The sequence below is a fragment of the Dactylosporangium sp. NPDC000244 genome (assembly GCF_040300725.1).
GTDB lineage: Bacteria > Actinomycetota > Actinomycetes > Mycobacteriales > Micromonosporaceae > Dactylosporangium.
Genome location: NZ_JBEPEH010000003.1, coordinates 405,530 through 428,916, shown reverse-complemented (window position 1 = coordinate 428,916; position 23,387 = coordinate 405,530). Strand labels below are relative to the sequence as shown.

Here is a 23,387-nt window from a genome sequence, read left to right as displayed (position 1 = left end):
CGGCGACGGCGACGGCGGCGCGGATCGGCAGCGGCGCCCGGGCGGCGGCGCGGGCCGCCCGGCGGGTCACCGCACCGGGTGCGCCGTCGAGGGCCGCGGCGAGGTCGACGTCGGGCATCGGGGCGGCGCAGGCGGGGCCCGCCGTCGCCGGGTCGTCGACGCCGACCACGCCGCTCGTGCCCCGGCGCAGGGCGGCGGTGAAGGCCTCGACGCCGTCGCCGATCGCGCAGCGCACGCCCATGCCCGTGACGGCGACCGGTTCCGCGCTCACGCGTACTGGCGCAGGACCGCGACGAGCCCCGCGATGTCGCCGACGTCGCGGAACGCCATGGCCGGCACGTCGACGTCGAGGTCCTCCATCGTCATCGCGACCACCTCGGTGCGGTCGAGGCTGTTGCAGCCCAGGTCGGCCATGGCCACGTCGGGGCGGACCGAGCCGGGGTCGACCTCGGGCAGCACGAGGCAGAGATTCTTGCGGACCAGTTGGAAGATCTGGTCGTCGTCCATGATGTCGCCTCCTTAGTGCCAGGCGTACCGGCGGTGGAAGTTGTCGATACCGGTGAGCACCAGCAGCCGGGGGCGGCCGGGAACCCGGTCGAGGTACTCGTCGTAGCGGGCCACGTCCACGTCGCGGTGCGGCTCGGGGACGAGGACCCGCAGATTCTCCTTGAGCAGCTGGGCGTACTCCTCGAAGCTGAGCTCGCACCGGGCCGCGAGCCGGGCGCCGATGCGCATCGGGGCGAGCGCCGCGCGTGAGCCGGCGTCGACGGTCCCGCTGAAGAACTCCGACGAGCAGCCGGAGCCGTAGGAGTACAGCCCGACGCGGGCCGGGGTGTCCAGCGGCGTGTGCTCGATGAGCGAGGCGAGCGCCAGGTACACCGAGCCGGAGCACAGGTTGCCGACGGTGCGCGGGTAGGCCAGCGACGGTTCCACCCGCCGCTGGAAGTCGGCCTCGATCGCCGCCGGATCGGCCCCGGCCTGCTCGCGCAGCATCTTGCGGTGCGCGGCGCGGACGAGCCCGGCGAAGGGCGTGTGCAGCGCCAGCCGGTCGAAGGTGGCGACGAAGTCGGCGTCCTGCACCCGCTCGGCGTAGGCCGCGAAGCTGCGCGACAGGCAGTCGAGGTAGGCGAACAGGGACCGGTCCGTGTCGGCGATGTCGAACTGCGGTGTGGGCCGGGCCGAGTCCATCGTCTCGTAGCTGTGCAGCCCGAAGGCGCCGAGGTCGAGCGTCAGCACCCGCGGCCGGTCGCCGAGCAGCACGGCGGCGGCGCCGTGGCCGGTCGCGGGCTCGGCGTACTCGCTGCGGGCATCGACGAGGGCGACGTCGGTGGCCACGACGAGGGCCCGGGCGCCGGGTGACACGGCGGCGGCCAGGTAACCGGCGGCGAGCTGCAGCACGCCGGTGGCGCCGTAGCAGGCCTGCTTGACCTCCAGCAGCCGGCAGCGGGAGCCGAGGCCGAGGTGCTCGTGCACGTAGGAGGCGACGGACTTGCTCAGGTCGACGCCGGACTCGGTGGAGGTGACGAGCAGCTCGATCGAGCCGCGTTCCTCCGGGCTCAGCGCCTCCACGATCGGCCGGGCCGCGTTGACGGCGTTGGTGACGGGGTCCTCGCAGGGCAGGCCGATGGAGCGGTTGGTCATCGCGAGGTTCTCCAGCCGCGCCGGGTCCAGGCCGCGGCCCTCGAACAGGACCGGCACGGGGATCTGGGCCACGCCGCAGTACACGTTCAGCGCTTCGATACCGATGTTCATGGTTGCGTCGGTCATGATTCCGTCCGGCAGAGGTCGTCGATGAGGGCGGCGACGTTCGGGATGCCGCTGAAGTCGGACAGGGGCCGGCGCACGCCGAGCCGGTCGGTGATCATGAGGATGATCTCCACCCGCTCGACCGAGTCGGCGCCGAGGTCCTTGAGGTGCTTGCCGTGGTCGATGGCGCCCGGGTCGAGGCCGGGCAGGATCGTGGTGATGGCGCTGTGCACGGCCGCCGTGACGCGCTCGCGGGTCGCCGGGCTCATGCGGCACCGACCTGCAGCGTGGCGACGGCGATGAGCCGCGCGGTGTCCTGCTCCTCGATGACGACGTCGACGACCTCGGCGCCGTCGGCGTGCCGGCGCAGCCGCGCGGTGAGCGTGAGCACAGTGCCGGCGTCGGCGTTGCCGAGGTAGCACACGCGCTCGTCGGTCAGGCGCAGGCGCAGGTACTCCTCCTCGTCGCGGCCGAGCAGCTGCCACAGCCGCCACACTGCGGTGTCCACAATGGAGAAGTACGCGGCGAAGTACACGAGGCCGACGCCGTTGAGGTCCCGGGTCGGGTCGAGGCGGTACGTGGTGGTGTGCCCGTCGACGACGACCTCGGCCGGGCCCTCGTCGAACGTGCGGGTGGTGCGGGCACGGTGGTAGACGGCGCGCGGGGAGTACTGCTCCGGCAGGATCGGCAGGTGCTCGTGGCGGAAGTCCACCGGGGCCGAGCGCACCAGGTCGCGGTTGCTGCGCTCCGCGCTGCGGGTCACCCAGCGGTTGAACGTCTCGACGTAGAGGCAGCCGGAGCGCGGACGCTCGTAGAACTCGACGGGGTCGAGCTTCTCGGCCGCGGCCGCCGGGTCGCCGGCCAGGGCGATGCGGTGCAGGGTCAGCACCGACTCGCTGCCGTAGCCGTAGCAGGCGGACAGCACCCGCAGCCGGTCGCCGAACGTGAAGCGGCGCAGGTGCATCTCGCGGCTGCCCCGCAGGTGGTAGTAGTAGAACGCAAGGTACGTCGGCGCGCCCGACTCGTCGCGGGCGGTGAACGCGTCGGTGCCGCACAGCTCGCTGACCGTCTGCCAGGTCCAGTCGCCGACCTGGCCGACGAACAGCGAGTTGTACCCGCACATCGCCGGGGTGACCGTAATGTCCCGGAGCAGCATGCGACTCCTCTCAGCGTGCGGTGAATTCGGCCAGCAGCGCGTTGACCCGGGCGGCGTGGGTCAGGCTCGGGAAGTGCCCGGCGTCGGGCAGTTCCTCGTAGCGGGTGTCGGGGATGGTGCCGTGCAGCAGGTGCGCGGTCTTGAGCGGCACGACCGAGTCGAGCCGGCCGTGCACGAGCAGCGTCGGGACGGCGAGGCCCGGCAGGCGGCCCAGCAGGTCGGGGTTGGCGGCGAACTCGTCGAGGTACCGCAGCCCGATCTGCGCGTCCATGCTCTCGCAGCGCAGCAGCAGCCGCTCCCAGGCCTCCGCCTCGTCCGCCCGCGTCACGCCGGCGGCGGTGAGCCGCTCGAAGTCCTCGCGGGCCACGAGCGAGAGCCGGTTCATCTCCCCGGCCCGGTTGCCGACCCGGTAGGAGCTGGCGATCAGCGTGAGCGACGCGACGCGGTCCGGGTGGCGCAGCGCGAACGCGGCGGCGGGCAGGCCGCCGAAGGAGGAGCCGGCCAGGTGTACCGGCTCGTGCAGCCCCAGCGCGCCGAGCGTGCGGGCCATCAGCCCGACGATGCCGTCGATGGACAGGCTCTCGGCGGCGGTGGTCGCGCCGACGCCCGCGTGGTGCACGGCGACCACCCGCATCCGGTCGGCGAGCGCGGCGAACTGCGGCGCGTAGAACCCGGCGCCGATGTTGAACGGCGGCATGAGCAGCAGGACCGGGCCGTCACCGGCGGTGAACACCTCGACCTCGCCGTCGTCGAGGCGCACCAGGTCGCGGCGCACCCGTGGCTGGTGCTCGCGCAGGACAGCCCAGTTGTCGTCGGCGGGCCGGTGCCCCTCGTCCATCGCCGCGCGCACGTCCTCGGGGATGCGGCCGGCCGGGTGGTACACGGCCTGGGGTGCCGGCCCGGTCCCGTCCACGATCAGCAGGTCGGGCACGGGCGCCGGGTCGCGGTACCGCTCGGCGACGGCCCGGCCCGCCTCGGCGGCCACCTCGGCCGGAAGCCCGACCGGGACCGCCAGGCGCACCCAGGCGCCGGACCCGTCGACGGTGTCGTCGGCGAGGTGCGCGGCGCCGCGGACGCCGGTGCCCGCGTAGAGCCAGGCCAGCAGCGCCTGCACCGGATGGGCGAGGCCGGCCAGGCGCGGCATCCGGGCCGTGTCCAGCAGCACGCAGTGCCCGCCGACCGGCTCCACGATCGGCACCTCGGCCGACCGCAGTGCCTGCGCGAGCGCGGCGACGGCGGCCATCCGCGCCCGGACCCCGGCGACGACCCGCTGCGGATCGGCCAGGGCGGCGTCGATGAGCCGCCGGTCGGCCAGGTTCACCTCGCAGCCGCGCAGCGCCACGTGCTCGCGCAGCCGCTCGGCAAGGGCCGGGTCGGACGTGGCGACGAGCCCGCCGCGGTCGACGCCGAAGTCCTTCGACAGCCCCATCGTCACCGCGTCGGCCAAAGCCAGCATCTCCCCCGCCACCGCCCAGGCGTCCCGGCCGTCGCGCTCGGCGACGGCGACGGCGTTGTCGACCAGCCGGGTGGCGTCCAGCACCAGCGACACCCCGTGCTCGCGGGTGATCGCGCGGACGCGGCGCAGGTTGTCCAGGCTCAGCGGCTGCCCGCCGAGCGCGTTGGTGCTCACCTCGACCGCGACGAACGCGATGTCACCCGGGTGCGCGGCCAGCAGTTCGGCGAGGTGCCCGGGGTCGAGGTCGGCGCCGGTGCGGCGCACGGGCAGGGCCGTGAGGCCGCGGTCGAGCCGGCTGAGGGTCCACGTCGGGAAGAGCGGGTTCTGCACGACGTACCGCCCCGGGCCCGCCCAGGCGCGGCAGAGCAGGGCCTCGGCCGAGCGGCCCGAGGCGGCCGGGACGACGCACGAGAACGGCAGGCCGGGGCGCGGGCCGAGGTCGAGGGCGCCGGAGTGGCCGGCGGCGCGCTCGCGCACGGCCGCGGTGCCGGCCCGGACGAAGTCCGCGTCGAGCTCGGCCCAGGAGTCGGTGAGCAGGTCCACGCCGACCTCGGCGGCCGGGATCCGCACGGGATTGTGGCCGTACCGGTCCAGCTGCCCCTGATACGGCGTCGCCTCCGGCTTTCGGGGCGGGGGCGCCTCCACCTTCGCCGGTGCTGCTGACTTCACCGTCGGGTTGGTGATCATGAGCAGGACGGCGGTCACGTCGGCCGGGTCGGCGTCGGCGGGGCGGCACAGGTAGATCGGCAGGTTCACCGGCCGGAACTTGTTCTTGAACCGGAAGTTGCCCTCGCCGGAGAACACGCCGGACTCCCGCAGCTCGGCCAGGGCCCGCTCCACGGCCGGGTCGGCGTTGGGTGAGCCGGTCACCTGGACCCCGAACGTGCCGCCGAAGCTGAACATCGTGCTGCCCTCGGCGGTGATCCGCTCGATGATGGCGACGATGGTGTACTCCAGCCCGCCGCGCGGCATCGCGTGCGGGTAGAACTCCAGGTCGAGCAGGTAGCCGGGCTCCGACGGGATGCGCGTGACGATGACGGCCGCGATGAGCTCGTCGTCGACGTGGGTGAGGAACATCCGGTGCCGCTCGGCGAGCACGCCCCGGCCGATCTCGTCGCGGACGGTCCCGACGTACGGATTGATCATCTCCTTCGTCGCGGTCCACCCGTCGATGATGCCCACGATCGCCTGGTCGGTCGCGGGATCGGAGCCGACGCGGTACTCCTCCACGCGCGCCTTCCCCGCCCGCTGGAACCGGCTGACGAGCGAGCGCACCCGGGTCATCGGGCCGCCCTCCAGCGTGAACTCGGGCAGCTTGTCCAGCCGCTGCACGACGCCGAAGGGCGTGGCGGTGAACGGCCGCCCCGCCACGTCGCTCAGGCGCACCATCGACAGCTGGTTGGGGCGCAGGCCGTGCCGCTCGGCGTGGGCGACCCACTCGGCGGTGAGCTCCTCCAGGTCGGCCGCGGAGCCGACGTAGCTCCAGGCGAGCAGGACGCCGTCGCGCTGGGAGGCGTTGAAGTACGCGGTGCGGCGCGAGCCGATGAACAGCAGCGGGGCGATGTCGCGCCCGGGCAGGCCGCCCTCCTTGCCGTGGCGTTGCTCGAGCTCGGCCACGAGCGTCGCGGTACCGGCGTCGAGCTCCTGCTTGGCGACCATCCACGGGCCCGCCTCTGCCGTGCCGCGGGCGGTGGTCCCGGCGGCCGCGGTCCCGGCGGCCTCGGGGCGGGGCGGCGCGGCCTGCGCGAGCCGGGCGGCCAGCGCGGCGCCGTGCTGCTGCGTGAGGTGCGCGGCGAGGCCGCCGAGCGTGGGATGGTCGAACAGCACGGTCTTGCGCATGGCGCCGAGGCCCCGCTCCAGGGCCCCGACCACCCGGAGCATGTCGAACGACGTGAACCCGTTGTCGGCGAACGACACCTCCCGGTCCCAGGGCCGCTCGAGCGCCGCGTCGATCACCGCGGCGAGGGCCGTCTCCACGTCGGGCGTCTCCCGCACCACCGGCTCGGCCGTGGCGGCGACGAACGCGCTCAGGCGGTCGACGGTGTCGTACTCGTACAACTCCGTCGCCTTCAGGTCCAGTTCAAAGGTCGCGTTGAGCAGCCGCACGAGCTCCATGCGGTAGATGGAGTCGAGTCCGAGGTCGCCGAACGGCTGGTCCAGCGGAATCGCCGCCTTCGGCATGCCCAGGATCTGCCCGAGCCGCGCGACGACGAGCTCCTCGACGGCTCCGGCATCACGCCCCCGGCCCGGCTGCGCTGGTGCTGCTGCTGGTGCTGGTGGTGGTGCCGGAACGGGCTCGGGCACGGGTGCCGCAGCGGGCTCGGGTGTGGGCGTGGACGCGGGCAACGGGGTCAGGCGCAGCTTCGGCCGGCCTGTACCGGGCGGCGTTGCGGGCTGGGACAACGTGACCTCCGCGGTGGGAATCGTGAACCAGTGGCGGGTCTCGGCGAACGGGAAGCCGGGCAGCGGTACCCGTCCCGGCGGGCTCGGCCACGCACCCGCCCAGCCGACCGGCGCCCCCGCGACCCACGCCTCGGCACGGGCGAGGGGCCCGGCCGCCGGTCCGGGGTCGCCGGGGGCGGTCGTGGACCGCAGCACCGTCCCGCGCAGCAGTCCCGCGGGCGTCTCGCCCCGCCCGGCGGCCTCCAGCGCGGCGACGAGCTCGTCGCGGCTCGCGGTGACGACGGCGAGCCGCTCGGCGAGGTCCTCGCGGCCGGTCTGCAGCGTCCAGGCAACGCGGGCCAGGTCCGGCGTCTCGGCGCGCAGGTGCCGGGAGAGCGCGGCGGCGTAGGCGGCCAGCGCCTCGGGCGTCGGCGCGGACAGCACGAACGCGTGGGGCCCGGCGGGTGCCGGCCCGGCGGCACGGGTCCCGTGGGCCTCCAGCACGACGTGGGCGTTGGTCCCGCCGAAGCCGAACGAGCTGACCCCGGCGCGCCGCGGCGTCCCCGGCCACGCCGACAGCCGCGTCTGCAGGCGCAGCGGCGTCCCGTCGAGGCGGACGTGCGGGTTCACCTGGCGCAGGTGGAGGCTCGGGGGCAGCTCGCCGTGCCGCATGGCCAGCAGCACCTTCAGGATCCCCGCGATGCCGGCCGCGGCCTCCAGGTGGCCCACGTTCGTCTTCACCGCGCCGATCGCGAGGGTCTCCCCGCCCGGGCGGGTGCGCCCAAGGTCCGCCAGCGCCTGCTTGACGCCCTCGATCTCGACGGGGTCGCCGAGCTTGGTGCCGGTCCCGTGCGCCTCGAGGTAGCCGATCGTCTCCGGGTCGACCGCGGCGTCGCGCCAGGCGGCGGCGATGACGCGGGCCTGCGCGGCCGGGTTCGGGGCGGTGAGCGACGGCGCGCGCCCGCCGTGGTTGACCGCGCTGCCGAGGACCTCGGCGTAGATGTGGTCGCCGTCGCGCTCGGCCCGCTCCAGGTCCTTGAGGACGACGACGCCGCAGCCCTCGCCGCGCACGTACCCGTCGGCGTCGGCGTCGAAGGTCTTGCAGCGGCCGTCCGGGCTGAGCATGCCGGACTGGGTGAAGGCGTTGAACAGGCCCGGGCTGAGCAGGACATTGACGCCGCCGGCGAGGGCGAGGTCACAGTCGCCGGCCCGCAGCGCGGCGACGGCCCGGTGCACGGCCACGAGCGAGCTGGAGCAGGCGGTGTCGACGACCTCGCTCGGGCCGCGCAGATCCAGCAGGTACGACACCCGGTTGGCCAGGATCGAGTGCGCGATGCCGGTGGCGGTGTGCGCCTCGATCGGCACCCCGTGGCCCTTGAGCAGGTCCTGGTAGTCCGATGTGGACACGCCCGCGAACAGACCGGTGGCGGTGCCGGCGAGGGCCGACGGCCGATAGCCGGCGTCCTGCACCGCCCGCCAGGCTGTCTGCAGGAACAGCCGCTGCTGCGGGTCCATCAGCGCGGCCTCGCGCGGGGCCACGCCGAAGAACCCGGCGGCGAAGCGGTCCACATGGGACAGGAACCCGCCGCGCAGGTGCCGGGTACCGGGGTCGGCCCGCAGATCGGCCCGGTCGGCGGGCACCTCGCCGACGAGGTCGTCGCCGGCGCGCAGGTGCCGCCAGAACTCGTCGAGGTCCGCGGACCCGGGCAGCACGCCGGCCATCCCGATCACGGCGATCCGCCGGCGTCGCGGCTCGGCCGCGGCGGTCGGCGTGGGTGTCGGTGTGGGCGTGGGTGTCGGCACGGTCGTGGGTGTAGGGGTGGGCGTGGGTGTAGGGGTGGGAGCCGGATGGCGGGCCGCGACAGCCGCGGGATGGGTGCGCACGAGGTAGCCGGCGAACGCGTCCAGGTCGGGGCACTCGAACAGCACGGTCGGCAGCAGGTCCAGGCCGTAGCGCTCGTTGACCTGGTTGACGAGCTCGGTCATGGAGATCGAGTCGAAGCCGAGGTCCATCAGCTCCGCCCCCAGCTCGACCTCCGCCGCGTCGACGAGCAGGAACGCCGCGGCCATCTCGCGCAGCTCGGCCTTTACCGCGTCGCCGCGGTCCTCCGCGTCGCCGCCGACCGTCTCCCCGGCGGCCGGCGGCTCCGCGGGGGACGTTGAAGAATCCACTACCACCTCGGGCGAGTCCAACGCCAGGGTGGCGGCGAAGGCGCGCAGGCCGTCCTCGGGATCGAGCGGCACCATGCCGAAGCGCCGGCGCAGCACCGCGAGCGTCGCCTCGTCGACCCGCATGCCGCTGTCGCGCCACAGCGGCCAGCCGATCGCGACCGTGCGGCCGGCCCGGGTGCCGGCGGCCCGCCACTGCTCGCGCAGCCCGGCGAACGCCGCCAGGAACGCGTTGGCGTAGGCGTAGTCGACCTGGCCCGGGTTGCCCGTCTCGGCGACCACGGACGAGAACAGCGCGACGAAGTCCAGCGGCTGCCCGGCGGTGGCCCGGTCGACGGCGACGGTTCCGGCCACCTTCGCCGCGAGCACCGCGGCCACCTGCTCCTCGGTCTTGGCCACGGACCGGGCGTCGCGGGTCACGCCGGCCGCGTGCAGGACCCCGCGCAGCGGACCGTGGCGCTCGGTGACGGCGGCGACCAGCCGCTCGAGGGCGTTGCCGTCGGTGACGTCCACAGCGTGGTACTCCACCCCGGCCGGCATCCCGTCCAGCACCGCACGGCGGTCACCGTCCAGTTCGGACCGTCCGATGAGGACGACCGATCCGGCGCCCCGCTCGGCGAGGTGCCGGGCGAACCGCAGCCCGAGGCCGCCGGCGCCGCCGGTGACGAGGTACGCGCCACCCGGCCGCACGCCGACGGGCTCACCCACCTCGGCTCGCTCCAGCCGGCGCACCTCGCGGCGTCCGCCGGTGTAGCGGACCCGGTCGGCCTGCGGCCCGCACGCGAGCAGCTCGTCGACGAGCGCCTCGGCGTGCCGCCGCGGCCCGGCGGTCGCGTCGGCCCCCTCGAAGGCGACGACCACGCCCCGGACCCGCTGATGCTCCAGCGCGAGGGTGCGCAGCGCGCCGGTGAAGGCGGCGTCGTGCGGCTGCCCGGCCGGGCTGGCCGAGGCGTACCCGTACACGATGCGCAGCTCGTCGGGGCCGCGCTCGGCCAGCAGGGCGGTGCTCATCCACAGCACCGTCAGCAGCCCCGTGGCGATGCGCTCGTCCAGGCCGGGACCGCCGGTCCAGGCCGGCTCGTCGGCCGGCAGGCGCAGCACCGCGCCGGGCCGGGCGCCCTCGGCGGCCAGCGTCTCGGCCACCGCGTACAGGTCGTCGCGGGCCCCGGCCCGGACCGTGAACCCGTCGGTGTCGCGGGCGAACCCGTCACCCGGCACGACGGTCACGCAGCGGCCGCCGTCGCGCTCGAGCCGGGCCCGGGCCGGCGCCGCGACGGCCGCGTCGGGGGCGATCAGGATCGTCAGCGACGGCGGTTGCGCGCTCCGCGGTGGCAACGGCTCGGCGACCCAGGCCGGCCGCAAAAGTGACCACGGGGCGGAATCGGCATCATGCGCCGCGCCGGCCGGCACGGCGGCGACGCGCAGGCCGCGGATGGCGAGCGCCGCGCGGCCGGTCTCGTCGGCCAGGTCGAGATCGAAGCGGTGCAGGCCGCTGCGGCGGACCCAGGCCCAGCCGGCGCCGGTGAACGGAGCGCCGTAGTCGGCGCGGTCGAACCCGACCGGGACCCGGGCATCCCCGGCGGTGCCGAGCGCGGCGAGCGCCTGCAGCGCACCGTCCACACAGGGCACCGGGCCGCCGTGCAGCCGGGCCAGCGCCTCGCCCTCGCCGGTCCACAGGTCGCGCACCGCGCGCATCCCCGGGCCGTACTCGAGGCCGCCCGCGGCCAGACCCTCGTAGAAGGCGGACACGTCGTGCTCACGGCCGCAGCGGGCCCGCACGGCCTCGAGGTCGAACGGCTCCGGCCGGCCGGGGCCGGGCTCCAGCGTGCCGGTCGCGACCGGGGCGTCGGGCGGGCCGGCGGTGAAGGCGGTTGCGGTACCGTCGCCGCGAAAACGCATCGGCAGCCGCTCGGTGCCGTCGTCGAGCCGCACCGGGGCGAGCCAGCGCAGGTCCCGGACCACGTCCGCGTCGAGGCCGGACCCGGCCGCCGCAGTGCGCACCGCGTCGAGCAGCGCCGCGCCGGGCAGCCAGCGCTCGCCGCGCACCCGGTGCTCACGAAGGTGGGGCGCGTCGCCGGTGAGGTCGGCCCCGGCCGGTTCCGTGGGCTCGTCGGGCAGCCAGAAGCGGCGACGGGCGAACGGCGTGGTGGGGAACGCCACGATCCGGGGGCGGCCGCTCCAGCGGGCGGGCCAGTCGACCTCGGCGCCGCCGGTCCAGGCGCGGGCCAGCCCGTCGAGCTGATCCGGGCCGCCGTCCACGGGCGGCGCGGGCGGCCGGGCCGACGCCGTCGCGTGCCACAAGCCAGGCCCGGCGTCCTCGCCGGCGCCGAACGCGGCCAGCCGCCGGGCGAGCGCGGGCAGGTCGTCGGCGCGGGCGGCGAGCCGCTCGTCGGACTCGCGGCGGCCGACCTGGCTGGTGTAGGCGAGCGCGGCCGGGTCGGCTTCGGCACCGTCGGGGGTGCGCAGGAATGCCGCGACGCGGGCCGCGTACGCGCGCAGGCGCTCGGGCGTGCGGGCCGAGAGCAGGAACAGGGCCGGGCCGGCGGCGGCCGGAGGTGCGGGCTCGGGCTCGCACTCCTCCAGCACGACGTGGACGTTCGCGCCGCCCGCGCCGAACGAGCTCACCCCGGCCCGGCGGGGCACGCCGCCGTCCGGCCGCGGCCACGGCGCCAGCTCGCGCTGGGGGTGGAAGGGCGAGCCGGCGAAGTCGATCTTCGGATTGACCGTGTCGAGGTTGGCGGCGGGGAACAGCTCGCGGTGGCGCAGCTGCAGCAGCACCTTCGTGAGCCCGACGATGCCGGCCGCGCCCTCCAGGTGCCCGACGTTGGCCTTGACCGACCCGACGGGGCACGGGGCCGCCCCCTCCGGCCGCGCCCCGAACGCCCGGGTGAGGCTCGCGATCTCGATGGGGTCGCCGAGCTCCGTGCCGGTGCCGTGCGCCTCGACGTAGCCGATCGTGGCGGGGTCGACGCCGGCCCGGTGCAGCGTCGCCCGGACGAGGTCGGCCTGGGCGTTGGGGTTCGGCACGGTGTACCCGCTGGTCTTGCCGCCCGCGTTGGCCAGGCTCGCCCGGATGACGGCCCAGATCCGATCGCCGTCGGCGCGGGCGGCGGCCAGCGGCTTGAGCAGCACCGCGCCGACGCCCTCGCCCGGCACGTAGCCGTCCGCGGCCGCGTCGAAGGTGCGGCAGCCGTCGCCGCTGGCGAGCATGTTCATCGCGGACAGGGCGACGAGGTGCGCGGGGTGGATGATGACGTTCACGCCGCCGGCGATCGCCATGCGGCACTCGCCCCGCCGCAGGCTCTCGCACGCCAGGTGCACCGCGGTCAGCGACGACGAGCACGCCGAGTCCACGGCGAAGCTCGGTCCGGTGAGGTCGAAGGTGTACGACACCCGGTTCGCCAGCGACCAGTACGCCGAGTGGGCGCCGGCGAACTCGCCGCGCGGCCATCCGCTCGCGGCGGCGAGCTTGCCGTACGAGCCGTACATGGTGCCGACGAAGACGCCAGTTGCCGGCTGGTGGCGGCGCGGCCCGAGGTACCCGGCCTCCTCCAGCAGGTTCCAGCAGGTCTCCAGGAACAGTCGCTCCTGCGGGTCCATGGCGGCCGCGTCGCGGGGCAGCACCGAGAAGTGGGCGGCGTCGAAGTGGTCGACATCCTCGATGAAACCGGCCCAGCGCCCGTACGTTCGGCCGCGCCGGCCCTTGCGCGGGTCGAAGTGCTCGCGCCAGTCCCATCGAGACGCCGGCACCTCGCGGATGCAGTTCGCGCCCGCGCGCAGGTTGCGCCACAGGGCGTCGAGGTCCGGCGACTCGGGATAGCGGCCGGTGACGCCGACGACCGCGACGGCGCCGGGATCCTCGACGGGTTCCGTTCTGGCGGATTCTGTACGGTCGGCTTCTGTACGGACTATGCCTGCCTCGGGCACGGTCGTCGCATCGTCGCGGCCGGGCAGCACGCGGGACAGCTCGCCCGGCCGCTCCGCGAGCAGGTGGTTCGCGAGCCGGTCGATGGTCATGTGCTCGAACAGCAGCGTCGCCGGCAGCTCGCCCAGATCGGTGGCGAGGCGGTGGACGAGATCGACCGCGACGAGCGAGTCGACGCCGAACGTCTCGAACGTCTCCCGGTCCCGCAGCGTCTCCGGCCGGCACTTGAGCACCTCGGCGAAGACATCGCGCAGGTACTCGCGCACCGCGGCGACATCGGGCCCGGCCGCCGGCTCGGGGTCGGCGACCGCGATGCCGTACTCCCCCAGCCGGTCCGGGTCCGCGTCGAGCACGAGGACCTGCGGCAGCCCGGCGGCGAGGATCCGGCGCAGCGCCCGGTACCCGGCGTCCGGCTCGATCGAACGCACCCCGAGGCCGGCGAACCGGTCCGCGTAGGCGTCTCCCGCGACGGCGCCGACCCCGCCCCAGTACCCCCAGTTGACCACGGTGACGGGGAACGGCGCGGCCGCGGCGCACGCGTCCTGGGCGGCGCTGGCCGCGGCGTAGTTGGCCTGGCCGCCCGCTGCCACGAACGACGCCGCGGAGGAGAACAGCACGCACAGGTCGAGCGGCTCGTCGCGCAGCGCGTCGAGCAGCGTGGCCGTGCCGGCGAGCTTCGGGGCCAGCACCTCGGCCACGGCGGCGTCGTCGAGCCGGGTCAGCACCGCGTCCCGCCACACCCCGGCGGCGTGCAGCACGCCGTCGAGCCGGCCGAACCGGCGCCGGGCGAGCGCCACCGCCGCGCGGACCGCCGCCGGATCGGTGACGTCGGCGCGCACGTACTCGGCCTCCCCGCCCGCCTCGGCCACGGCCCGCAGCGCCTCGGCGATCGCGGGGGTGAGCTCCCGGCGGCCGGTCCACACCAGCCGCGCCCGGTGCCGGCGGGCCAGCTCCAGGCTGAGCGCGGCGCCGAGCCCCCCGGCGCCGCCGACGACGAGGTACACGCCACCGTCGCGGAACGGCTCCCGGTCCGGCGCGGGCGGCTCGGGTGGTTCGGCCCGGGCGAACCGCAACTGCCGGGCGCGGCCGTCCCGCCAGGCCAGCACCGGCTCCCCGCCCGCCTCGGCGGTGATGCGCCGTACGGCGGCGTCCGGGCCTGGGCCGTCCGCCGAGTCGAGCCCGACGTCGACGCAGCGGACGGTCCAGGCCCGGTGCTCGGCCGCCGCGGAGCGCGCGACGCCGAACACGCCAGCCACGTCCGGGTGCACCCGGTCGCCGGGGCCGGTCGCGACGGCACCGGCGGCGGCGACGGTCAGCCGGAGCGCCCGCCCGGCGGGCACGGTCGTCGCCAGTGCCCGCACGCTGCGCACGGCCGCCGCGACCGTGGCCCCGCCGGGCGAGCCGGAGCCGCACAGCAGGTACGCGGTGTCCACCGTGGACGCCTCGGCGGGCAGCGGCTCGCCGAGCGTCGCGCGCACGGTGCCGGGGCCGAGGCTCTCGGCGAGGGCATCGGCCTCCCCGGCCGAGGGGGCGGCCATGACGATCGCCCGGCCGGCGCGCGGGCCGGGCGCGACGGGCACCTCGGCCCAATGTGGACAGAGCAGCATCGGCTCTTCAGCGGCCGCCGCTTTGCTCCCGGCCGCCGTGCTGCTTCCGGCCGCTGCATTGCTCCCGGGCGTGGCCGGGGTCCGGGCGGGACGCAGCGCGAGGCCGGCGCAGCGCAGGGCCACGCGGCCCTCGGCGTCGGCGATGACGACGTCGTAGCGGTGCGTGCCGGTGCGGCGGACGTGGGCGTAGGCGGCGATCGCCGCCGGGTCGGGCACCTCGATGGTGTCGGCGGCGAAGGGCAGGAGCGGGCCGGCCGCCGCGGCATCGGTCAGCGCCGCGATGGCCTGCCAGGCACCGTCCAGCCGGCGCGGGTCGAGCACGCCGCCGGCGGCCGCCGGGGCTGGACCGTCCGGGGCGCCGGCACGCGGGGCGAACGTGGCGAGGGCCTCGTCGTCGCCGACCGCGAGCCCGGCGATGCGATAGGACGGCCCGTAGTCGAGGCCGGCCGCGGTGAACGCGGCGTAGAGCTCGGCGGTGTCCCGCCGGGCCCGGCAGCGGGCGGCCACGGCCTCGACGTCGAGCCGCTCGGGCGGGGCCGGGGGCAGGTGGCCGGCGACTCCGCGCACGTACACCTCGTCGTCGCCGTCCTCGACGGTGAACGCCCCGTCGGTGCCGGCGCGCAGACGCAGGGTGCGTGGTGCGTCGAGCTCGACCGGGCGCAGCCAGCGCAGCGCGGTGGCCCGGGCCGGTCCGCCCCGGCTCGACAGCGCCCAGCAGGCCGAGACCGCGCCGGCGAGCACGGGGCGACCGGCCAGGCGGTGGTGCGTCACGAGCTCGTCCTGGGGGTCCGCCCGCCACGTGTCCGCCGCTGCGGCCGGCCAGTATCGCTCCCGCTCGAAGGAGTAGCCCGGGATGCGCACGCGCCGCACGGACTCGCCGTCGTGCAGCGCGGCCCAGTCCGGGTCGGTCCCCGCGACGTACGCGGCGGCGAGCCGGGCCAGCTCGGCGCGCCGGCCCGCGTCGCCGCCGGCGTCCGAGTCGGGGGCGTCGACGGCCGCCGGATCGGCGGGCGACCAGGCGGCCAGGCGCTCGCGCAGCCCAGCCACGTCGGTGACGACGAAGGCGGCCCGGGCCGGCAGGTGGGCGCGGGCGGTGCCGAGCGTGTGGGCCAGGTCGCGCAGCGGTGTGTCGCCGGGCAGGGCGTCGTGCAGCTGGGCGATGCGGCGGCGCAGGGCGGACTCGGTCGCGGCCGAGACGGGCACGAGCTCGGCGCGGGCCGCGGCGGTGGCGGCAGGCGCCGGGATGGGCGGGGCCTCGGTGAGGATGACATGCGCGTTGGTACCGCTGAAGCCGAAGCTGCTCACCGCGGCCCGGCGGATCCCGTCCCGGCCCGGCGGGAACGGCGTCGGCGTGACCGGCACGGTGAAGGGGCCGCCGGCCAGGTCGATGCGCGGGTTCGGCGTCGCGAACCCGGGCGAGGGCGGGATGACGCGGTGCCGCAGCGCCTGGACGGCCTTGATGAAGCCGGTGATGCCCGCGGCCATGGTCGTGTGCCCGACGTTGCCCTTCACCGAGCCGACCGCGCACCAGCCGGAGCGGCCGTCCGCGTGCTCGCCGAAGACGCGGCCGAGGGCCTTGAACTCGATCGGGTCGCCCAGCGGGGTGCCGGTGCCGTGGGCCTCGACGTATCCGACGTCGGCCGGGCTGACGCCGCCGCGGGCGTAGACCTCGCGCAGCAGGGCGGCCTGGGACTCGGCGCTGGGCGCGGTGATGCCGTTGGTGTGCCCGTCGCCGTTGACGCCGCTGGCCTTCACCACGGCGTAGACGTGGTCGCCGTCGGCGAGGGCCCGGCGCAGCGGCTTGAGCACGACGGCGCCGACCGCCTCGCCGAGGACGATCCCGTCGGCCGAGGCGTCGAACGGCGCGCACCGCCCGGTCGGCGACAGCATGCCGGTCTTGCTCGTCCACACGTGCATCCGCGGGGTGACCATCACCGCGACACCGCCCGCGATCGCCAGGTCGCAGGCGCCGGAGCGCAGGCTCTCGGCGGCGAGGTGCACGGCGACGAGCGACGACGAGCAGGCGGTGTCGATCGACATCGTGGGGCCGGTGAGGTTGAGCAGGTACGCGATGCGGGCCGCGAGAATCGACGGCGAGTTGCCCAGGAACGCCTGCCCGGCGCCATCGAGGCCGGACGCCTCCAGCAGCCGCAGGTAGTCGCCGCCGCCGCTGCCGACGAACACGCCGCACCGGCGCGACCCGCGCTGGACGTAGCCGGCGTCGTCGAGCGCGGCCCACGCCCGCTGCAGGAACAGCCGCTGCTGCGGGTCCATCAGCTCCGCCTCCATCGGCGAGATGCGGAAGAACGCCGCGTCGAACGCGTCCACATCGGCCAGGGGGGCGGCCCACTTGCTGTAGCTGCGGCCGGGCGCGTGCCGGTCGGGGTCGTAGGTCTCGGCCGGGTCCCAGCGCTCGGGGGGCACCTCCCGGATGCTGCACCGCCCGTCTCGGAGGTTGTTCCAGAACGCGTCCACGTCCGGCGCGTCGGGGAACGCCCCGGACATCCCGATGACGGCGATGTCGTCGGCGTCGTCACCGGCGGCCCCGTCCGGCACCTTGGCCAGCGCCACGGTGACCGGAGCCGGTGCAGGTGCGGGATCAGCGAGTGCGGCGGGCTGGGTGGGCGCGGCGGCGACCGGCGCGAGCCGCAGCGGTGGCGGACCGGCGGCGACGGGCGCGGCTGGCTCGGCGGCCACGGGCGCGGCTGGCTCGGCGGCCACGGGTTCAGGACTCGCTGGCACCGAGTCAGGCGCCGCGGGCATCGTCACGGGTGCGACGGGAGCGGGAGCGGTGGGAGCGGGAGCGGTGGGAGCGGGAGCGGTGGGAGCGGGAGCGGTGGGAGCGGGAGCGGTGGGAACCGGCGCGCTGAGAGCGGGTGCGGTGGCCCCGGCCTCCAGGCGGCGGGTCTCGGCGGCGCTGTCGAGGGCGTGGTCGGCGAGGCGGTCGACGGTCGGGTGGTCGTACACGGTGACGGAGTCGAGGTCCAGGCCGAAGCGCCGGTTGAGGTCGCGGACCAGCTCGACGGCGCCGAGCGAGTCGATGCCCATCTCGCTGAACGTCAGCCGGTGGTCGATCTCGGCCGGCTCCAGGTACAGCTGGGCGCCCAAGGTCCGGCCGATTGCCGCCACCACCTCGTCGCGGTCGAGCGCTGGCCCGGCCGGGACCTCGATCGGCGGGGGCGCGACCTCGATCGGCGGGGGCGCGGCGAGAGCGGGCGTGACGGGGGTCGGTCCCGGCGCGACGGGGGCGAGCGCGACCGGGTCCGGTCCCGGCACGACGGGGGCGAGCGGGACCGGGTCCGCAGGGGCGACGGGGGCGAGCGCGACCGGGTCCGATCCCGGCACGACCGGGGCGGGCGTGACGGGGGCGGGCGTCTCGCGGCCGGCGAAGCGGTCCACCTTGCCCATGTGCTCGCGGACCAGGCCGACCGCGTCGGAGCCCAGGACGCGCTCGTGCAGGGCGACCTCGCGCGACACCGTGGCGTCGACGGTCGTCAGCACCCGGTCGGCCAGCTCGCGCTTGAGGGCCGCGACGGCCGCCTCCGGCTGCCGGGCGATCGAGCGGGCCACGGCGAGCGCGGCCGGCAGGACGTCCGCGCGGTTCTCGAAGCGGACCTGAGCGCCGCGGCGCTCCAGCTCCGCGCCGTCGAACGCGCGGCCGGTGTAGAACATCTCGCTCGCCAGCGCCCGGCCGAAGCGGTGCTCGAGGATGAACGTGGCACCCATGCCCGGCGTGAAGCCGTAGTGCAGGAAATTCGCCGCGTAGCCGGGCTCGCGGGCCATGATGACGACGTCGGCGTACAGGCCGAAGGCGAGGCCGCCGCCCGAGGCGTGGCCGGTGATCGCGGCCACCACGGGACGGTCGCAGCGCAACAGGCCGCGGTAGAGAAACGGTACGTCGGTGAAGCGCCCGTCGCCGCGGGCCAGCCGTTCCAGCGCATCGGGGGTGCCGCCCATGCTGAACGCCGGGCCGGACGCGGTGAGCACGACGGCCCTGACGGACGGCTCGGCGGCCACGCTCGCGAACGCCGCCTCGAGGCCGCGCACGAGCCCCTCGGTGAACATGTTGCGGTCGCCGCGCATGGTGACCACCGCGACGCCGTCGCCGAGCAGCCGCACGTCGACCGGAACGTCGCCGGCGGCCTCGGGCAGGGCCTCAGGCAAAGGCTCGGACAGGGCCTCGGGCAAGGGCTCGGACACGGGCTTGGGCAAGGGCTCGGACAGGGCCTCGGGCAAGGGCTCGGACATGGGCTTGGGCAAGGGCTCAGGCAGGGCCCCAGGCAAAGGCCCGGGCAGGGGCTCGGGCAGGGGCTCGGGTGCGGTCGCGCGGCGGCGCCATTGGCCGACCCAGCAGCGCTCGCCGGCGAACGGATACCCGGGCAGCGGCACCCGGCGGCGCGCGCCCGGGCGGTGCAGCCGCGCCCAGTCCACGTCGGCGCCGCTCACCCAGCGCGCCGCCACCTCGTGCAGGTCGGCGCCCGCCGGGTCCAGGGCCGGGTGCTCGCCGGCGGCGACGCCGAGCAGGACACCGGCGGGCGGCTCGGCACCGGTGGCGACCGCCCGCAACGCGGCGCGCAGGGCGGGCAGGTCGCCGACGACTACGGCCAGGCGGTGCGCCATCGCGGCCCGGCCGACCTGCGCGGTGTAGGCGACGTCGGCCAGGCTGAGACCGGAGCCCGGCGACGCGGCGGCCAGGTTGAGGCCGGAGCCCGGCGACGCGGCAGCCAGGTTGAGGCCGGAGCCCGGCGACGCCGAGGCCAGGCTGAAGCCGGAGCCCGGTGACGCGGCGGCCAGCGAGCGGGGCGTGGCGAGGCCGCTGATGGGGCCGAAGCGCTCGCGCAGGCTCAGCAACGCCGCCCGGTCCAGGCCCAGGTCAGTGAGCGTCTCGTCCGGGTCGACGGTCGCCGCGTCGACGCCGAGCAGTTCGGCGACCGCGGCCGTGACGGCCGACGCATCCACGCCGGTGTCGTCCGCGAGGGCGGCCGCGGCCGCGGCGGCCGAGGCATCCGCGCCGGTGTCGTCGGCGAGGGCCGCCTCGACCTGTCCGGCGTAGCGGCGCAGGGCCGGCTCGTCGCGGGCCGAGAGCACGAAGAGGGCCTCGCCGGGGGCGGGTTCGGCCGGCGGTACCGTTGCCGCTTCCTCCACGACGAGGTGCGCGTTGGCCCCGCCGGCACCGAACGCGCTCACGCCCGCCCGCCGCGGGCCGCCGTCGCCGGGTGCGGGCCACGGGGCCGCCTCGCGCTGGATGTGCAGGGGCGTGCCGTCGAGGTCGATGTGGGGGTTGATCCGTTCGGCGTGCAGCGACGGGGCCAGGGTGCGGTACCGCAACTGCAGCAGCACCTTCGTCAGCGCCGCGATGCCGGCGGCGCTCTCGGCGTGGCCGATCGACGACTTGACCGAGCCGACCGCGCACCCGCCCGGCGGGGCCGACTCGGCGAAGACGGCGCGCAACGCCTCGATCTCGATCGGGTCGCCCAGCGAGGTGCCGGTGCCGTGCGCCTCGACGTAGCCGACGGTCTCCGGGGCGACTCCGCCGCGCCGCCACGCCTCGCGGATGAGGTCGGCCTGGGCGGCGGGGCTGGGGACGGTGAAGCCGCTCGTACGGCCGGCGTGGTTGAGCGCCGTGGCGCGGATGATGCCGTACACGTGGTCGCCGTCGCGCACCGCGGCGGCGAGCGGCTTGAGCACGACCGCGCCGACGGCCTCGGCCGGGACGTAGCCGGTGCCGCCCTCGCCGAAGCTGCGGCAGCGGCCGTCGTCGGACAGGAACTGCCCCTGGGCCAGCTGGAGGTACTTCTGCGGATGCACGGTGAGGTTGACGCCCCCGGCGACGGCCAGGTCGCACTCCCCGAGCCGCAGCGCCTGCACGGCCAGGTGCACCGCCGACAGCGACGACGAGCACGCGGTGTCCACGGCCATGCTGGGGCCGGTGAGGCCGAGGGTGTACGACACCCGGTTCGCCACCGCCGCGTGCATCGCCGCCGGCGCGACGCCGTCCTCGTCGAAGAGCTGGTAGTGGCTCCAGGTGACACCGGCGAACACGCCCACGGGCGCCCCGCGCAGCCGCTGCGGCGCGTACCCGGCGTCCTCGATCGCCTGCCAGGCGGTGGTGAGGAACAGCCGCTCCTGGGGGTCCATGCGCTCGGCGTCCTTGCGGGAGATGCCGAAGAACGCGAAGTCGAACTCGTCGATGCCATCGAGGAAGCCGCCCCAGCGCCCGTAGGTGCGGCCCGGGGCGCCGCGCTCGGCGTCGAAGTACCGCTCGTGGTCCCAGCGCCCGGCCGGGACCTCGGTGACGCAGTCGCGGCCGGCCGCGAGATTGCGCCAGAACGCGCGCAGGTCGGGCGCCTGGGGATACTGCCCGGCCAGGCCCACGATCGCCACATCGCCGGCGTGCGGCGTGGGCTCGGTGTGCGGGGCGGCCGGCGGCACTGGTTCCGGGCGGGGCAGGCCCTCCGCGGCCCGGTCCGGGTCGCCGTAGCGCACGAGCACGGTGCCGTCGCCGGCGGCGAGCGCGGACTCCAGCGCGGCCAGGCCCGCCTCGGTCGGCAGCGGTGCCGTGCCGTGCTCCCGGCGGGCGCGCTCGATCGCCGCGTCCGCGATGCGCATGCCGCCGTCGGCCCACAGCGGCCACGCGACGGCGACGCTGACGCCGTGGCGGTCCGGGCGGGCCGCCCGCCACTCGGCGAAGTGCTCCAGGTAGGCGTTGGCGTAGGCGTAGTCGCACTGGCCGGGGTTGGGCACCGTGGCCGACTGGGACGAGAACACGGCGAAGAACGCGAGGTGGTCGCCGGCGGTGGCGGCGTCGAGGTGCCCGGCACCGGCGGCCTTCGGGCCGGTCACGTCGGCGAAGTCGGTGCGGCGTTTGGCCGGGAAGAGCCCATCGCGCAGCGTTCCGGCCAGGTGCAGCACGCCGTCGATGCGCCCGAAGTGGGCCCGGCCCCGCTCGACGGCGGCCCGCACCGCGCCGGCGTCGGCGAGGTCGGCCACGACGTGCAGCACCTCCGCTCCGGCGGCCCGCCACGCGGCGATGCGACCCGCGAGCGGCTCGCCGAGCGGGCGGCGGCCGAGCAGGATGCAGCGGGCACGGTACCGCCGCGCTAGGTGCTCCCCCACGAGCCCGGCGAGCGCCCCGTCGGCCCCGGTGAGCAGGTAGACGCCGCCGTCGCGCAACGGCACCGGTCCGCCGGGCCCGGGCAGCGGGGTGTACGCGCGCGTCTCGCGCCGCCCGGCGACGTGACGGACCTCGCTGCCGCCGGCCGGGTCGGCGGCCTCGCCCGCGATCGCGGCGGCGAGCGAGTCCGGGCCCCAGGCGGCGACGCCGACCGAGCGGACCCGCAGCGCGGGCGCCTCCGCCGCGACGGTTCGGCCCAGCGCGCCGATCGCGGCCCCGGCCGGGTCGGTCGACGGGTGCACGTAGAGGATCGGCCCGGGGGCGGCCAGGCGGCGGCGGTGCAGCGCCGAGGCGAGCGTCCACACCTCGACCGCGGGCCGGGACGGGTCCGCGGCGGACGCCTCCGGGGCCGGGGCGACACGCACGTACGCGGCGCCGGCGCCGGCCGCGGTGACGACGCGGTCGGCCTGGGCCGGGTCGGTGAGGTCGAGCTCGTCACCCGGGTGGGCGTCGACGGCGTGACCCGCGCGGCGCAGCGCGGCGACGGTGGCCTCGTCGGCCCCGATGACCACCAGCGGCCGTCCGGCACCCGGGTCCGGCCCGGCCCCGATGGCGGTCCACTGTGGCCGGAACAGGGTGGTGGCAAGGTCCGACGGGGCCGGGGCGTCGCCGGCGGCCGCGGGCGGGTGGAAGGCGTGGGCGGTGCCGAGGTGCTCGGCGAGGGCGGCGATGTCGGTGTGCTCGAACAGCAGCGTCGGGTACAGCGCGGTCGCGGCCACCGGCTCCAGCTCCCGGCTGATGTCGAGCATGGCGACGGAGTCCAGGCCGAGCTCGTAGAAGCCGGCGTCGACCGGAACGTCCGCGGCGGCGCGGCCCAGCCGCTCACCGACGAGGGCCCGCAGGTGGCCGGCGAAGGCTCGCACCGCGTCCGCGCCGGAATGAAGAAGCCGGGCGGCCGAGGCCGAGGGCACGTCGGCGAGCAGGCGGGAGATCAGCCCGGCGTGGCGGATCCGCTTGCAGGTGAGCTTGCCGAACTCGGCCAGCAGCGTCCCGGCGGCGTCGTAGAGGCCGTAGTCGTTGTCGATGACGTCAGCGGACGCGGCGAGCGTCTCGACCCGGGGCGCGTAGAGCAGCGTGGTGCCGCGCAGCGGACGCGGGGCCCGGAACCGGTCGAGGTACATCGGGATGAACGGGTCCCGGGAGACGGCCTCGGTCTGGCCGTAGGCCGCGATGGTCGCCGCGTCGAGCTTGGCCGGGTGCAGGTGGAAGGCGTCCTCGGGCGGGGCGGCCGGGTCGAGGCCGAGCTCGGCGAGCAGGTAGCCGTCGCCGATGTGCAGGTCGCCGTGGCAGGTCATCGCCGGGCCGTGCCGGATGTCCTCGGCCCGGGCCCGCGCGTACAGCTCGGCGATCGGGTAGCTGCGCCGGACCCCGGCCCGCAGCGCGGCGAGGTCGAGCGGCGCGGTCGCCGGGGCGTCGGCGAAGACGAGTTCGGCGCGCATGTTCTCCCGCCAGGGCGCCTCCGGGCGGCCGGCCCAGCGGCTCTGGGCGGTGACGGGGCGGCCGCCGCCGGGGCCGGACGCGCCGACGCACAGGCGCAGCTCCCGGGGCGCGCCCTCGGCGGTGACGACCGGCTCGGGGAACAGGATGCGGCGCAGCTCGGCCCGCTCGGTGTCCAGGCCCTGCGCGGCCAGGACCCGCATCAGGATGTCCAGGAACGTCACGCCGGGCAGCACCGAGACCCCGTGCACCCGGTGGTTGCTCATGATGAAGTCGGTGTCGGACAGTTCGAGCCGACACTCGATCTGGGGGTCGTCCATGTCGGTGTCTCCTGG

General features: G+C 76.3%; 6 protein-coding genes. All 6 read right to left on the bottom strand.

The features are described 5' to 3' along the window. A partial coding sequence (locus ABT369_RS06620) for a beta-ketoacyl synthase N-terminal-like domain-containing protein (protein WP_350610689.1) occupies positions 1–271 on the bottom strand: 271 nt, incomplete at its 3' end. After that, positions 268–507, bottom strand: a complete 240-nt coding sequence (locus tag ABT369_RS06615; RefSeq protein WP_350610688.1) for a phosphopantetheine-binding protein — start codon at positions 505–507, stop codon at positions 268–270. The genes ABT369_RS06615 and ABT369_RS06620, both read right to left, overlap by 4 nt. Positions 508–519: 12 nt before the next feature. Further along, positions 520–1,767, bottom strand: coding sequence for a hydroxymethylglutaryl-CoA synthase family protein (locus ABT369_RS06610; RefSeq protein ID WP_350610687.1), 1,248 nt, complete (start codon positions 1,765–1,767; stop codon positions 520–522). Next, a complete protein-coding gene (locus ABT369_RS06605) occupies positions 1,764–2,015 on the bottom strand; it encodes a phosphopantetheine-binding protein (protein WP_350610686.1) in 252 nt (83 codons plus the stop codon). The genes ABT369_RS06610 and ABT369_RS06605 overlap by 4 nt, the downstream gene beginning before the upstream one ends. After that, positions 2,012–2,902, bottom strand: coding sequence for an LnmK family bifunctional acyltransferase/decarboxylase (locus tag ABT369_RS06600; protein WP_350610685.1), 891 nt, complete (start codon positions 2,900–2,902; stop codon positions 2,012–2,014). The genes ABT369_RS06605 and ABT369_RS06600 overlap by 4 nt, the downstream gene beginning before the upstream one ends. Positions 2,903–2,912: 10 nt before the next feature. After that, positions 2,913–23,372 (bottom strand): SDR family NAD(P)-dependent oxidoreductase, encoded by a 20,460-nt coding sequence (locus tag ABT369_RS06595; protein ID WP_350610684.1) that lies wholly within the window; start codon positions 23,370–23,372, stop codon positions 2,913–2,915. Between the last annotated feature and the right edge of the window lie 15 nt (positions 23,373–23,387).

Bases quoted from the DNA above. Each gene is read 5' to 3' on its own strand.
- ABT369_RS06600 (WP_350610685.1), bottom strand. From the start codon at position 2,902: ATGCTGCTCCGGGACATTACGGTCACCCCGGCGATGTGCGGGTACAAC.
- ABT369_RS06605 (WP_350610686.1), bottom strand. From the start codon at position 2,015: ATGAGCCCGGCGACCCGCGAGCGCGTCACGGCGGCCGTGCACAGCGCC.
- ABT369_RS06595 (WP_350610684.1), bottom strand. From the start codon at position 23,372: ATGGACGACCCCCAGATCGAGTGTCGGCTCGAACTGTCCGACACCGAC.
- ABT369_RS06610 (WP_350610687.1), bottom strand. From the start codon at position 1,767: ATGACCGACGCAACCATGAACATCGGTATCGAAGCGCTGAACGTGTAC.
- ABT369_RS06615 (WP_350610688.1), bottom strand. From the start codon at position 507: ATGGACGACGACCAGATCTTCCAACTGGTCCGCAAGAATCTCTGCCTC.